The organism is Butyrivibrio hungatei DSM 14810 (assembly GCF_900143205.1).
GTDB classification, from domain to species: Bacteria; Bacillota; Clostridia; order Lachnospirales; family Lachnospiraceae; genus Butyrivibrio; species Butyrivibrio hungatei.
In genome coordinates this window covers 1-14,447 of record NZ_FRDH01000016.1, presented here as the reverse complement: position 1 = coordinate 14,447, position 14,447 = coordinate 1, and the positions used below count along the sequence as shown (strand labels likewise).

Annotated in this window: 13 protein-coding genes, 6 tRNA genes and 1 rRNA gene; 1 reads left to right on the top strand and 19 read right to left on the bottom strand. The window is 40.6% G+C overall.

The genetic code is table 11. The features are described from left to right. Positions 1–34 precede the first annotated feature (34 nt). The gene (locus tag BUA02_RS14810; RefSeq protein WP_072705547.1) at positions 35–1,402 is read left to right on the top strand and encodes an MFS transporter; all 1,368 of its coding nucleotides are present in this window, start codon (positions 35–37) and stop codon (positions 1,400–1,402) included. 50 nt (positions 1,403–1,452) lie between these two features. Here BUA02_RS14810 and BUA02_RS14805 read toward each other — a convergent pair whose 3' ends face one another. The 19 genes from BUA02_RS14805 to BUA02_RS14715 form a co-directional block, all read right to left on the bottom strand. Then, entirely contained in the window at positions 1,453–2,109 is a 657-nt protein-coding gene (locus BUA02_RS14805) for a hypothetical protein (protein WP_072705545.1), read from the bottom strand. A gap of 57 nt (positions 2,110–2,166) precedes the next feature. Further along, positions 2,167–3,780: a phosphoenolpyruvate carboxykinase (ATP) gene (gene pckA, locus BUA02_RS14800; RefSeq protein WP_072705543.1), complete on the bottom strand. Its 1,614-nt coding sequence runs from the start codon at positions 3,778–3,780 to the stop codon at positions 2,167–2,169. A gap of 169 nt (positions 3,781–3,949) precedes the next feature. Continuing rightward, on the bottom strand, positions 3,950–5,266 hold the full coding sequence (locus tag BUA02_RS14795) for a glycoside hydrolase family 27 protein (protein WP_072705541.1): 1,317 nt from the start codon (positions 5,264–5,266) through the stop codon (positions 3,950–3,952). 14 nt (positions 5,267–5,280) lie between these two features. Beyond that, the gene (gene rsmI, locus BUA02_RS14790) at positions 5,281–6,132 is read right to left on the bottom strand and encodes a 16S rRNA (cytidine(1402)-2'-O)-methyltransferase (RefSeq protein ID WP_071174935.1); all 852 of its coding nucleotides are present in this window, start codon (positions 6,130–6,132) and stop codon (positions 5,281–5,283) included. After that, positions 6,132–6,875 carry a tRNA1(Val) (adenine(37)-N6)-methyltransferase gene (locus BUA02_RS14785; RefSeq protein WP_330393353.1) on the bottom strand — a complete coding sequence of 248 codons (744 nt, stop codon included), beginning with the start codon at positions 6,873–6,875 and terminating at the stop codon, positions 6,132–6,134. Before BUA02_RS14785 ends, rsmI begins: the two co-directional genes overlap by 1 nt. Next, positions 6,862–7,800, bottom strand: coding sequence for a PSP1 domain-containing protein (locus BUA02_RS14780; RefSeq protein ID WP_072705539.1), 939 nt, complete (start codon positions 7,798–7,800; stop codon positions 6,862–6,864). The genes BUA02_RS14785 and BUA02_RS14780 overlap by 14 nt, the downstream gene beginning before the upstream one ends. Beyond that, positions 7,797–8,843, bottom strand: a complete 1,047-nt coding sequence (locus BUA02_RS14775; protein ID WP_071174933.1) for a DNA polymerase III subunit — start codon at positions 8,841–8,843, stop codon at positions 7,797–7,799. The genes BUA02_RS14780 and BUA02_RS14775 overlap by 4 nt, the downstream gene beginning before the upstream one ends. 10 nt (positions 8,844–8,853) lie before the next feature. Continuing rightward, the gene (locus BUA02_RS14770; protein WP_071174932.1) at positions 8,854–9,294 is read right to left on the bottom strand and encodes a YaaR family protein; all 441 of its coding nucleotides are present in this window, start codon (positions 9,292–9,294) and stop codon (positions 8,854–8,856) included. A 51-nt stretch (positions 9,295–9,345) separates the two neighbouring features. Continuing rightward, positions 9,346–9,939, bottom strand: a complete 594-nt coding sequence (locus tag BUA02_RS14765) for a nucleoside/nucleotide kinase family protein (protein ID WP_072705537.1) — start codon at positions 9,937–9,939, stop codon at positions 9,346–9,348. An 8-nt stretch (positions 9,940–9,947) separates the two neighbouring features. Continuing rightward, entirely contained in the window at positions 9,948–11,357 is a 1,410-nt protein-coding gene (gene pyk, locus BUA02_RS14760) for a pyruvate kinase (protein WP_072705535.1), read from the bottom strand. After that, on the bottom strand, positions 11,339–12,742 hold the full coding sequence (locus tag BUA02_RS14755) for an aminotransferase class I/II-fold pyridoxal phosphate-dependent enzyme (RefSeq protein ID WP_178297680.1): 1,404 nt from the start codon (positions 12,740–12,742) through the stop codon (positions 11,339–11,341). Before BUA02_RS14755 ends, pyk begins: the two co-directional genes overlap by 19 nt. Positions 12,743–12,764: 22 nt before the next feature. Continuing rightward, positions 12,765–13,358: an HD domain-containing protein gene (locus BUA02_RS14750; protein ID WP_242946520.1), complete on the bottom strand. Its 594-nt coding sequence runs from the start codon at positions 13,356–13,358 to the stop codon at positions 12,765–12,767. A gap of 145 nt (positions 13,359–13,503) precedes the next feature. Beyond that, positions 13,504–13,576, bottom strand: a tRNA-Phe gene (locus BUA02_RS14745). Between the two features lie 6 nt (positions 13,577–13,582). Continuing rightward, positions 13,583–13,656: transfer RNA gene (locus tag BUA02_RS14740), tRNA-Met, on the bottom strand. 63 nt (positions 13,657–13,719) lie between these two features. Next, positions 13,720–13,801 (bottom strand) — tRNA-Tyr (locus tag BUA02_RS14735). Between the two features lie 6 nt (positions 13,802–13,807). Continuing rightward, positions 13,808–13,880, bottom strand: a tRNA-Thr gene (locus tag BUA02_RS14730). A 30-nt stretch (positions 13,881–13,910) separates the two neighbouring features. Continuing rightward, a tRNA-Val gene (locus tag BUA02_RS14725) sits at positions 13,911–13,983 on the bottom strand. Between the two features lie 32 nt (positions 13,984–14,015). Next, positions 14,016–14,089: transfer RNA gene (locus tag BUA02_RS14720), tRNA-Asp, on the bottom strand. Positions 14,090–14,156: 67 nt separating this feature from the next. Then, positions 14,157–14,447, bottom strand: a 23S ribosomal RNA gene (locus BUA02_RS14715); the annotation flags it as partial.

The window sequence follows — 14,447 nt, the reverse complement described above, 5'->3', positions numbered from 1 at the left end:
TAATAGTTTTTATAAAATAGAAAGGATTTTTGACATGAAACAGTTAAAGCCTATCACTAACAAATTACTCTGGATCTTTGCTTTAGGACAGTTTGGATGGAGCCTTTTATCTGGTGTCGTATCTAACTGGATGGTCTATTACTACACGGGTAGCCCTGATGCACAAAATCCAAACACAGGAATTTTTACTTCGGGAATTACGCAAAATCCTATCATTTTTAAACTTACTTTATTTGGTCTTGTTCTTGCAGCCGGCAGAATCTTTGACGCAATCACTGATCCTCTTGTTGCTGGCTGGTCTGACAGATGTACCAACAAAAAAGGAAGACGAATTCCTTTCCTTCGTGCAATGGCAATTCCTTTTGCCCTCTGCACAATAGGTCTCTTCGTTCTCCCACAAACTGGAAATATCGTAGTTAATGATCTTGTTCTTTTTATACTATTACTTGTTTTCTATTTGTTTATGACTATGTTCTGCACTCCATACAATGCGCTGATCGCGGAGCTTGGAGATACACAGCAGCATAGGATAAATGTTTCAACTTATATCTCATTTACATTTATCGTTGGTCAGAGTATTTCATTCCTCTTACCAAACCTCGCTGGAGCTCTTACTTCTTTGGCAGGACAAAAGGGCGGTATCAGACTTGCAGTAGCTATCATGGCTGCCATCGCTTGTATCTCAATGATGATTCCTGCTTTCTACATCAAGGAGCGCGATTACATTGACAGCAAGCCTAGCGATACCAAGCCTTTCAAGTCTCTGGCAAAGACTTTTTCAAATGGACAATTTAGACGATTTGTCTACAGCGATGTTATCTATTTCTTTGCACTTACTCTTTTCCAGACTGGTCTTGCCTTCTACGAGACCAAGCTTATGGAGATTGAGGATACTTGGACATTCCTTTTGACAGCGACCATGACATTTATCAGTGTTCTTCTGTATCCTGTAGTTAACATCCTTGCAAAAAAGATTGGCAAAAAGAGCCTTATCATCTTTGGATTCTTTTCATATTGCTGCGTATTTGCAATTACTTCTTTCTGTGGAAAGGGACTTCAGTGGGGATTTATCATCGCAGTAACTGCTGCCATTCCAATGGCAATACTTGGAATCCTTCCTCAAGCCTGCGTTGCAGATGTTGCTGAGCTTACAAGATTAGAGACAGGCGAAGATAGAAGCGGTATGTTCTTTGCTGCCAGAACCTTTGCCTTTAAACTTGGCCAGGCTCTTGCCCTTGTAACTTTCACTTCTGTTACTGTTGCCGAGACCAAGCAAAGCTACCGCACAACTGCAGTTGTTGCCTTTATCTGCTGCTTTATCGGCGCATGCATATTCTTTGCCTATAACGAAAAGATGATCCTTTCTAAGATAAAAGAACTTAAGGGTTCTGATGAATTTTAATAAGTGTTGAACCAAAAAACCTACTCACTTTTGTGAGTAGGCTTTTTAATTCAAAGAATTATATCTAATTGCTTCTGAATAAATTCTGGAATCTTCTCTGCAAGCTCATTCCATGGCATGTAGTCATCTTCTGAAATTACATATTCTTCAAATTCCATTGATGGAACAAAAGAGAAGTTATCTCTTATGTATTTGATAACCTTTTGATTCTCTTCTTCTGTGATGTGGATATCTGTTAGGTATCTCTCTGGGGCATCCAGACCACTGATTCCAGCAAGTCTCTGACAGCTTTCGTACAGTTCAGGATACAAAAACATCAGTCTAGGGGCTGCTAGCATTGCGTGTTTTCCTGGCTGAGAGTACATTTTAATTCTCTTGCCCTTTTCTGCAAAGCCTGTGACATCAAAGAGGATCGCATTTAAAAATCTTCCGTGATAGCTTCCTTCTGCTCCTACGACTTTTCCTTCTTTATCAAGATAGATCCAGATGTGCTCAAGGTCATATAAGTGCTGAATGTCGTAGTCCAGATAATACGCATATTCTATAACTTTTACAGTTCCTTTGTGATTCTGGAAATCAAAAGATCTGTTAAAAGAATCGCTTCTTTCTCCGTCTTTTTCATATATGCGATAGCCAACTTTTTTGATACTTATTGGCTCTTTTTTATCCATATAGATTATTGGTGCATATTCAAATATGTTTTCCATAACCGCCCCTATAAAAAGAGCTGCCACTTTCGTGACAGCCCTTGAATGTTTAAATTATCAAAGCTGAGGACCAGCTGATACAAGTGCCTTACCTGCTTCGTTTCCTGTGTACTTAACAAAGTTCTTCTGGAATCTAGCTGCAAGGTCTTTTGCCTTCTCTTCCCACTCAGATGCATTTGCATATGTATCTCTAGGATCAAGAATTGTAGGATCAACTCCTGGAAGAGATGTAGGAACTTCGAAATCGAAGTAAGGGATCTTCTTGGTCTCTGCCTTAAGAACATCACCGTTAAGGATAGCATCGATGATACCACGTGTATCCTTGATAGAGATTCTCTTACCTGTTCCGTTCCAACCTGTGTTAACAAGGTAAGCCTTTGCTCCTGACTTCTGCATCTTCTTAACAAGCTCCTGAGCGTACTTTGTAGGATGAAGCTCAAGGAATGCCTGACCGAAGCAAGCTGAGAATGTAGGTGTAGGCTCTGTGATTCCTCTCTCTGTTCCAGCAAGCTTAGCTGTGAATCCTGAAAGGAAGTAGTACTGTGTCTGCTCTGGTGTAAGGATTGATACAGGAGGAAGTACTCCGAAAGCATCAGCTGAAAGGAAGATTACGTTCTCAGCATCTGGACCAGCAGAAACTTTATTTACCTTCTGAGCAATCTTGTCGATGAACTCGATAGGATATGATACACGAGTGTTCTCTGTAACGCTCTTGTCATCAAAGTCAATCTTACCGTTAGCATCTACTGTTACGTTCTCAAGAAGAGCATTTCTCTTGATTGCGTTGTAGATATCTGGCTCAGACTCTTTATCAAGGCCGATAACCTTAGCATAGCAACCACCTTCAAGGTTGAATACACCGTTGTCATCCCAACCGTGCTCGTCATCACCGATGAGAAGTCTCTTAGGATCTGTTGAAAGAGTTGTCTTACCTGTTCCTGAAAGACCGAAGAAGATAGCTGTGTGCTTACCTTCCATATCTGTGTTAGCTGAGCAGTGCATTGATGCCATGCCCTGAAGTGGAAGGAAGTAGTTCTGCATTGAGAAGAGACCCTTCTTCATCTCTCCACCGTACCAAGTATTAAGGATTACCTGCTCCTTGCTTGTTACGTTGAAAAGAACTGCTGTCTCAGAGTTAAGTCCGAGCTCCTTATAGTTCTCAACCTTAGCCTTAGAAGCGTTGTAAACAACGAAATCAGGCTTGAAGTTAGCCTCTTCCTCAGCTGTAGGACGGATAAACATGTTCTTTACGAAGTGAGCCTGCCAAGCAACCTCTACGATGAAACGTACTGCAAGACGTGTATCAGCATTTGCTCCGCAGAAACCATCGATTACATAAAGCTTCTTGTTTGAAAGCTCTTCTACAGCGAGCTTCTTACAAGCATCCCAAGCAGCCTGTGATGCTCTGTGGTTATCGTTAGGATATTCCTCAGATGTCCACCATACTGTATCCTTTGACTTCTCATCCTCAACGATGAACTTATCTTTAGGTGAACGACCTGTATAGATACCTGTCATAACATTAACAGCACCAAGCTCTGTCTCTACACCCTTATCATAACCTGTAAGACTTGGATCAATCTCATCTTTGAAAAGGTCTTCATATGAAGGATTGTAAACAACTTCTTTTACACCTGTGATGCCATACTGGCTTAAATCGATATTTGCCATTTTGCTATCCTCTTTTCTTTAATATTTTTTTGTTACGAATACGTGATTCGCAGTTTCAATATTATCAAACGGGAATTCTGCGCCCGATACTTCTTTTATACTACAAAGTCAAACTTTTAACAAGATTTTTGACAGAAAATATCTATAAAATTCCTGTTAAAACCTAGCATTATTTTAACATTTCTGACGCTTCGATTTCGTAGCAAACAACTGTGTGTGGCGCCAGCTCAAACCTCTTTCCATTTTCCAAAGTTTCGGAAACGTTGGTCCAAATTTCTATAGCGTCATACTTTTTACTCTTTGGAAGTCCAAAATCTTTTAATTTAAGCTTGTACTTTCTTTTTGAGTCGCTGATATTGAAAATTGCAATGTAGATCTTTTCATCTTTTGAGATGCTCTTCCATGCTACAACATCATCTTTTCTTTCAACCTGTCTGGCTTTTCTTCCGTTTTTGTGCATGTTCAGAAGCTTTTCATTGGTCAAAAGACTCTTTGTGAACTCGTCATTATCTCTCATCTCACCACCAAACATAAGTGGAGATCTGAATATACACCAAAGTGTCATGAGAATCTTCTGTTCATCATGGGTGAAATGTGTGTAATGCCCCTGTTTTCCATTCTCGTTATTGCAAACGCACAGATGTCCAAGTGGAAGCATATCACAATCTGGCCAATGATCCTTGCATCCAATACCCTGCCATGCATGACATCTTTCAAACATTCCATATAAGTGTTCCCACTTATCCCAGAAATCGTCTGTCATTCTCCACATGTTTGCATTAGTAAGAAGGAAGTCTTTCTGCTCAACCCTTGCTGGTCCTGGTGAAAGGCTAAGAACCATCTCTCTTCCGCAGTTTTCAATTGCGTTCTTGATGAGTTCAATCTCGCTAAATCCTGCTCCTGGCGCATCTGGTCCACAATCTACTCTTGCGATATCGTCTACCTTTACGTAGTCTACACCCCACTCTGCATACATTTTAAACAGTGAGTTGTAATATTCCTGCGCCCCCTCTGCCTTGGCATCAACGCCGTACATATCAGTGTTCCACAGACAGATAGATGCTGGATGTGCAATCTGTCTTGCTGTAGCGTCTGTTCCCAAAATTGGTGTGTTTCTGTGAACTGCCTGTCTTGGAATACCTCTCATGATGTGAATACCAAACTTAAGCCCCATATCATGGATCTTGTCTGCTATTGGCTTAAAGCCTTTTCCACCAGCTGATGATGGAAATCTGTTAACCGCTGGAATAAGTCTTGAATGTTCATCCATCTCCAGCTCAGTAAATTTGTGATATTCATGGCTATCAGCCAGTGGTTCATACCACTGAATGTCACAGATGATGTACTCCCAGCCAAATCTTTCCAGATTCTCTGCCATATACTGCGCATTTCCAAGAAGAATCTCTTCAGTAACGCTTGCTCCGTAACAATCCCAACTGTTCCATCCCATAGGTGGCCTTTTTGCTACATAATACTTGTCTCCCATAAAAACCTCCAACTTCAGTCATTCTCTAATAGTGCCTTATATATTTCTCTTTTTCCGACTCCTCTGTCGGCTGCAACCTTCTTCATGGCGTCTTTATGAGGAACCCCCGCATCCTCATAAAACTTCATATGCTCTTCAATGCTCATCTCCTGCCAGGATAATCTCTTTTCCTCGTCCTGCTCCTTAAGGCTCTTCCCCTCGATAACTAGTACATATTCGCCTCTTGGCTCATTTTCTCCATAAAAAGAGATGGCATCTTCCAATGTTGTAGGGTTAACCTCTTCAAATTTCTTGGTAAGCTCCCTACATATGGAAATTCTTCTATTTCCCAGCGTTTCATACAAGTCATTTAGAACCTGTTTTAAGTGATGAGGAGCCTCGTATATAATCATAGTCCTGCTCTCATCTTTCAAATCTTCAAGAATTCTTTTTCTATCTTTTTTGTCTTCAAGAGATGGTAAAAAACCTTCAAAACAAAATCTTCTGGTTGGAAGACCAGAAAGCGTAAGCGCTGTAATACAAGCAGCTGGTCCCGGAAGTGATGTTACAGTAATACCGCTTTTGTGACATTCAGCGACAAGAACCTCTCCCGGATCTGAAATAGCTGGTGTTCCTGCATCAGTTATGAGAGCAACATTCGTTCCCTCAAGCATTTTCTCGATAAGCCACTTGGCCTTATCGTATTTATTGTACTCATGATAGCTAGTCATTTCAGTGTGGATATCGAAATGATTTAGCAGTTTTATGCTGTTTCTCGTGTCCTCAGCGGCTATCAGATCAACACTTCTTAGAGTCTCTAATACTCTAAAAGTCATATCATCAAGATTTCCGATGGGAGTTGCGCACAAATATAACTTTCCCTGCATTATTTATACCCGTATATCTCATATATTTCCTGTGTGTACTTGCCCTGACTTTCATAGACTACAAGCGGTGCTTCCACTGTCATTCTGGACTTTCCGCCTCTAACGCCTTCTATCAGGACCATGTTTGGCTCTTTATCGGCAAAAGGATATACTAACCTCATCCTTTTTGGCTCCACCCTGTAATCATGCATCAAGACAATGATCTCTGACAGCCTAAATGGTCTGTGTACCATATAGAACTTGCCTCCAGGCTTAAGGCATCTTGCTGCTGCCTTAACCACATCCTCTAAATCGCATAATATCTCGTGTCTTGCTATGGCCTTAGGTCCATCAGGATTTTTAAGGCCATGCCCACCTATCATATATGGCGGATTGCATGTTACTACATCAAAAGAGGCAGCCTCGAATAAATCGCCTGCCTCCTTAATATCTCCATGAATGATCTCTACACGGTTCTGCAGGTCATTTAGAATCACACTTCTACCAGCCATCTCGGAGCTTTCTTCCTGTATTTCAAGACCTACAATCCTATCTGCCTTGGTCTTGGCTGCCATAAGTATAGGTATTATTCCTGTTCCTGTTCCCAAATCCAGCATACTGCCACCATCCGGAACAGTTGCAAACCCTGTCAAAAGAACTGCATCCATACCAAAACAGAATTTTTCTGGATCCTGTATGATCCTATATCCGTTTCTCTGCAGATCATCCAGTCTTTCTCCGCTTTTAAGATCAATTGTCCCCAAGCTTTGACTTTCCTTCCTGTTTCTCGATCTTCTCAAGTTTTTCAAGCTCTTTCATCTCAGCGTCTTCTTGAGAATTTTTCTTGCCACCGTTTTGGTTCTTTTTCTTTGGTTTCTTTTTGATCTGTTCTATCTCTTCGAGCTTGTACTCGTGAACTTCCTTCTCATCATCAACATCTACAAGGATTCTGAGAGTCTGTCTCAAGATATTTACGCTTGAAACCTCACCTTCAAGTCCGTCATTGGCCTTACAGATATCTCCAACGCTAGGCATCTTGCGATTGAGCTCTTCATAAACATCTTCTTCGTTCTTGAGGCAGCACATAAGTCTTCCACATACACCTGAAATCTTAGTTGGATTAAGTGAAAGGCTCTGCTCCTTGGCCATTTTGATTGATACCGGCACAAAATCTGAAAGATAAGAGTGACAGCAAAGTGGTCTGCCGCAGATTCCGTAACCACCTATGATCTTGGTCTCATCTCTAACACCAATCTGCCTAAGCTCGATCCTTGTCTTGAATACTGCCGCAAGGTCTTTTACCAATTCTCTAAAGTCGATTCGTCCATCAGCAGTAAAGTAGAAAAGGATCTTATTATTATCAAATGTGTACTCTGCATCTATGAGCTTCATATCAAGATTATGCTTCTTGATCTTTTCAAGGCAAACTCTGAAAGCTTCTTTTTCTTTCTCTCTGTTAGCCTTCTCCTGTTCATCATCTTTGGTGCTGGCTGTTCTGAGAACTGGCTTAAGTGGCTTAACCACCTCGTCATCCTCAACCTCTTTTGGCTCGCCTACTACTGTTCCGTATTCAACACCTCTAGCTGTCTCTACAATAACGTGATCGCCTTTTTTGATCACATACTTACCTGGTGAAAAGAAATATATCTTTCCGGCAGTTCTAAATCTGACGCCGATTACTTTTGTCATAAATTCTCCTTAATTGCAAGAAGCATAAGCTCCAATGCAAGATCTATATTAACATTTGAACCTATACGATTTTTCGCTATCTCTAGATTCTTTAGCATCTGATCGATCTGTTCATAATCACATTTTTCTGTAACACTTCTAATATACGATATCTTATCAGAGAAAATCAAGTGATCCTCGTTCTCTGTGGCTTTGTAAACCAGCATATCTCTAAATAAGAATATAAAAACATCCATAAAGTCTTCAAGACTTTTGGGGTCAATATTCTTTTTGCTTGCTTTATCTTCTTCATCAGAAGGTGCAAGTATTTCATGAACCCGGTCCATCATATCATGGATCTCAAGGTTTTTAAGCTTTGCAAACAGCTCAATTGTACTATCTTTTAGATTTTCAAACTTCTCATTTGAAGCCAGATCTATGGCCTTGCCTACATTTCCCCTTGCAAAAGAAGCGCAGAGCATAGCCTTGTAATCCACTACATGACATTCTTCCATCAGGTATTTCTTGATAGAATCATCCTGTGCTGGCTTCATAGGAAGAACAATACATCTACTTATGATTGTTGGGAGAAATGCATTGATATTATTAGTAAGAATTATGATAACAATGTATGAAGGTGGCTCCTCTAATGTCTTAAGCAGCGCATTTTGTGCTGCCGGAGTCATTTTTTCGCCCTCTGGAATAATATAGACCTTGTACTTGCTCTCATATGGCTTGATGACTACATCATCTCTAAGACCATGTCTTATATCATCAACACCAATACTTCCTGGTTTCTCATGTCCAATAGTAATGATATCTGGATGACTTCCGCTTAAGGCTTTCACACAGGATGGACATTCATCACATCCATCGATAAAGCCTTTTTTGTCCTGTCTGTTCTCGCATTGAAGTGCTTTTGCAAATATACGTGCGATAAACTCTTTTCCCGAACCATTCTCACCAGATATGATGTAGGCATGTGACACCTTATCTGTCTTGAGCGCATTCTGCATGTGCTCTTTCATCTGAACTTGATCTATGATATCGGAAAAATCCGCCATTTCGTTCCCCTTAAGTAAAAATATCCAACAAAAGTCCTTCAATCTGACCTATCTTGGCCAGTATCCCAATATTGTCCTTCTCATCTTTAACAAGTTCCTTAGCAAGAGCATCGAGCTCATCATCTACTTGCCTGATGATTCCATAAACTCTATGTCTTCCCTTTCTATCAAGGAAATTCTCTCTTGAAAAGGCGTGAGATCTTGTGACAACTTCATTTAAAAAATCTTTTATAAGCACTCTGTAGCGCTGCATATCCTTGATGTCATTTCTCTTGGATATTCTCTCACCCTGCTGGACAATATCCTGCATCATCAAATTGAGACGCTCTGCAAGATTTGTGTCTTCCAGCTTGCTGGTTAGAACAAACTTAAAATCTCCATTCGCCTCTTGGACCTGCTCAGGTGCTGCAGTTTGTGTCGGCTGTACGACATTATTGATCTTTATATCCATAATTTGACCCCTCAAACCATGTCGTTATGTCACTTGACGCCTATACTTATTTTATCCTATTTTCTGAATAATGTACCTAGTTATTTCATTAATACAATCGTCTATTTTGCCATTATTCTTGAATCTGTCTTGCACCATTGCCTGAGCAATCTTGTCTTCACTGAAGTCTTCTTCATCAGCCAAAAAGCGTCTGCACATTTCATCATATTTAGGATGTTCCTGCTTGTCCTCTCTGTGCATAGCTCTTTGAAGTCTTATCTTGGCGTCTACGTCGATCAAAAGCGGAATCACATTTTCTTTTCCAAAATAATCTCTAATGTAGCAATACGATTCCAAAGTTCCTATCACCAGATAATTTCCAGCAGATAGATCGATCTGACCATCATCTACAGTGAAATATCTCCATTCGCCATAATTTGTGTGATAGGTTCTTTCTTCTATTATCTTGCCGCTTTTCTTAAGATTCTGGTATTCCTGCTCATCCTTGAAGAAATACTGAACTCCGTCAGTCTCCCCATCTCTCATAGGACGTGTTGTATATGGAATTACCTTATTTAGCTTGAGTTCCTCGTTCTTTATAAGTTCTCGGTAAATCGTATCTTTACCAGAGGTACTCTTTCCCATCAAAAGAAATATTCTTCCCATTTTACCCCTTATAATTCCTCTACTCTTATCATATTTGTTCTACCTGGTATTCCAAGTGGAACTCCTGCTGTTAATACAACTTTATCTCCTGCCTTGAGATATCCTGCATTCTTAGCAGCATTGATAGCTTCCCTGAAAAGCTCATCAGCTGTGTCTTCCTGTCTGATATGAAGTGGTATTGTGCCCCACATAAGATTTGCCTGTCTGCAAACTGTTGGATTGACTGTGCATGCAATGATCTGGCAATTTGGTTTGTATCTAGATACCATGCTTGCTGTAAATCCAGACATAGTAACTGTAAGGATTGCATCAGCATTGACTTCTGCTGCAATATTACATGTAGCATGTGAAATAGCTGTTGTGATATCGCTTGGGACATAGTCTCTCTTGTGAAGTCTTCCAACATAATCGATATCAGCCTCTGTACGCTCAGCAATACGAGCCATTGTCTTTACGGCTTCAACTGGATAATCACCAGAAGCTGTCTCTCCTGAAAGCATGATAGCTGTTGTTCCATCATATATAGCGTTTGCTACGTCTGTTACTTCCGCACGTGTTGGACGTGGATGATGGATCATAGAATCAAGCATCTGAGTTGCTGTAATAACATACTTTCCCTTTGCTTCTGCAAGCTTGATCATTTCCTTCTGAACTACTGGTACATCTTCAAATGGAACTTCTACACCAAGATCACCTCTTGCTACCATGATTCCATCAGCTGTATCTAATATCTCTTCAAGGTTATTGATACCCTGTGTACTCTCAATCTTAGCAATTATCTTCATCTGGCTATTCTTTTCATTTAAGAGCTCACGAATAGCCTCAACATCTTCCTTGTTTCTGACAAAAGATGCTGCTACAAAATCAAATCCCTGCTCACAACCGAAAATAATATCGCTCTTATCCTGCTCACTTAAATATGGCATTGTGAGCTCTGCTCCAGGAACATTAACTCCTTTTTTGTCTGAAACTGGTCCACCATTTACTACTGTGCAGACAATATCTGTATCTGTTACTTCATCAACTACAAGTTCAATGAGACCATCATCGATAAGGATAGTCATTCCCTTCTTGCAATCGTTTGTAAGTTCCTTATATGTAATAGCCACTTCTGACTGTGTTCCCAAAACATCTCTAGAAGTAAGTGTAAACTTCTGTCCTGCCTGAAGCTCAATTTTGCCAGCTTCAAAATCCTTTAAACGAATCTCTGGTCCCTTTGTATCAAGCATAACTGCAACAGGAAGATCAAGCTCATCACGAAGCTTCTTGATCCTGTCATATTTTCTCTTATGTTCCTCGTGTGATCCATGTGAAAAGTTAAAACGAGCTACGTTCATACCTGCAAGCATTATCTCGCGAAGCTTTTCCTCGCTCTCACTTGCTGGTCCAATAGTACAAATTATTTTTGTCTTACGCATATAATTCCTTCCTTATTTCCTTTATTATCCTCTACAATCCCCTGAACATTAAGGCCTTCACCCAAATAAGTCTTAATGGTATCTAATATTTCTTTTGAAAAAACTTCACCAGGCGCAATTATCGGTGTTCCCGGTGGATACAGATTGATGAATTCACCTGCTATATGTCCTGCGGCTTCATCTATTTTGATAACTTCTTTTTCGCTATCCCAGGCCTTACTCAATTTCATAGCCTTAGAAGGCATCACAAGTTTCCTATATTTAGAGCTTGCTTCTTCCTTAACAGCCTTTTTTTCTAGGTCATTAATAGCCCTGATCAGTCTATCTATACCTTCTTCTGTATCCCAGCCTGAAATAATAGCAAGTGCAAATTTTTCGCCTGCCATTTCAAGCTGTAAAGCATATTCCTCACGAAGTATATCATATAACTGCTGTCCTGTCATTGAAGTATCTTTTACAGAAATCAGCACTTTAGCGGCGTCTTCATTGTAATCATGCCCTAGTACTTTTACCAGCTGATTAGACGCAGTTTCTTCCTGAATCTTGTTTCTATACTTAAGGAGATTTCTAACGAATTCGTCTCCCTTTTCTTCCATTTCCTTCATGCATAGATCAATTGAAGACATAAGTACATATGAAGGGCTACTAGACTGATATATCCTTAAAAATCTCTTAAGAAGTCCCTTATCAACAATATTTCCCTGAACATGAATAAGTGCTGTCTGAGTCATTGAAGGAAGCGTCTTATGAGTGCTATGGATTACCAGATCAGCTCCCTCTGAAACAGCACTATTAGGTAAGGCATTAAACCCACCCTCTGCATCAGTGTATTCTTTTCCAAAGCCAAAGTGCGCACCATGAGCTTCATCAACAATAAGTGCAATTCCCCTTCTATGACATGCCTCAGCTATTCCTCTAATATCTGAACATTTGCCTTCATAGGTTGGAGAAGTTATAAATACAGCCTCTACATCATCTGTTAAGCACTTTTCAACGTCCTTAGCACTATATCTTCCAGGTATATTTAATTCTTTTTCTGTATTATCGGGTAAGTAATGAATATCTAGATCTCTGAGATATGCTGCATGATAAAAAGATTTATGACTAGCCCTTGCGGCTAATACAGTGCCTCCTTTATGAACAGCTGACGAAACAGCTGAAAGAACACCACTTGTACTACCATTTACAAGAAAATATGTCTTATCAGCACCATAAAGACTGTTAGCTCTTTCCTCTGCCTGAAGAATAATGCCGTCCTCATCGTGCAGATTATCAAAGCCATCTATTTCTGTTATATCACAACGAAAAGCACCCTCTAATGGGGTGCTTAAGCAGTTTCTTTTATGACCTGGCATATGAAAGGGATACATATCACTTTCAGCCAAACTAATTAACTCCTGGTAAAGATCAGGCATAGTTAACTTTAATCTTTCCTTTCTTAAGCTTCAATGTTTCAAGCGTAGACGCATATTTATCTGCTAAACACACTATCCATGCCTCTCTGCAACGAGGCGGTCTTATTGTAAGTGGCCACATGTGCTTCTCAATGATATCTTTTTCTCTTGGTGATAACTTAAAGTCTCTGCAAGCATTTCTAAGTGCTATACCAGGATGATAAAATCCGTGAAGTTTTGGATGTATATTTCCAGGTGCATCACTATCATGCCAATCATACAAGAAATAGTCATGTAAAAGAGCTCCTCTTATCAATGCTCTTTCCTTACAGCCTACTTTAAGCTTTCTATTTAACTTTAGTGCACAAAGTGCAACGTGAATACTATGCTCGAATACTGTTACATTGCCATGCTGAATGTAAGTCTTTAATCTCTGATAGCTCTTAGAACCAAGAACCTCTGCCCCATGCTTATGAAGAATACCACGATACTCTTCATCTTCCTCAAGTTCATCTAAGATCCTTGGATCAAATGTATCAGGATCATAGTCTTTAATATCTAAGACCTGTTTGATAATCTTCTTATCTTCTCCAGTTAAATGCATCATAACTCTTTACCTTTACTTATGTGGCTTTGAGCACCACGTGGACTAATTTTTATAATATTACCACAGAACAAGGGAAAATGTATAAAAAACATAAAAAAACTCAGTAAACAATTCCGCCTACTGAGTAAAGAATTAATAAAAAAGATGCCTAGAGTCGGAATCGAACCAACGACACGAGGATTTTCAGTCCTCTGCTCTACCAACTGAGCTATCTAGGCATAGAGTAGCGGGGACAGGATTTGAACCTATGACCTTCGGGTTATGAGCCCGACGAGCTTCCAGACTGCTCCACCCCGCGTCATTATAAATCCGCACCACCGTACGAATCCTATTTGATTATTGCATTTTTGCAATAAAAAAATGGATGGCGGTGGATTCGAACCACCGAAGCAATTTGCAGCAGATTTACAGTCTGTCCCCTTTGGCCACTCGGGAAGCCATCCATATAGAGCCGATGAGCGGACTCGAACCGTTAACCTGCTGATTACAAATCAGCTGCTCTGCCAATTGAGCCACATCGGCTTACACACGAATTGTGTTTAGTAGAAAAAATGGGACCTACAGGGCTCGAACCTGTGACCCTCTGCTTGTAAGGCAGATGCTCTCCCAGCTGAGCTAAGATCCCGTTCTAAGTAAACCAAACAATATGAAGTTGAGCGACCCGAAGGGGGTTCGAACCCCTGACCTCCGCCGTGACAGGGCGGCGCTCTAACCAGCTGAGCCACCGGGCCATTACTGAAGTTTTGTACCTTCAAAACCGAACACTGATATCTAAATCCATTTTCCTATACTTGCGTTTTGGATAAGCCCTCGACCTATTAGTACACATCAGCTGAACACGTTACCGTGCTTACACCTTGTGCCTATCTAACCTCGTACTCTCCAAGGGGTCTTACTGCCGAAGCAGGGATATCTCATCTTGAGGGGGGCTTCACGCTTAGATGCCTTCAGCGTTTATCCCTTCCGGACGTGGCTACCCAGCCTTATGCATCTGGCGATGCAGCTGATACACCAGCGGTCCGTCCATCCCGGTCCTCTCGTACTAAGGACAGCTCCTCTCAGATATCCTACGCCCGCGCCGGATAGGGA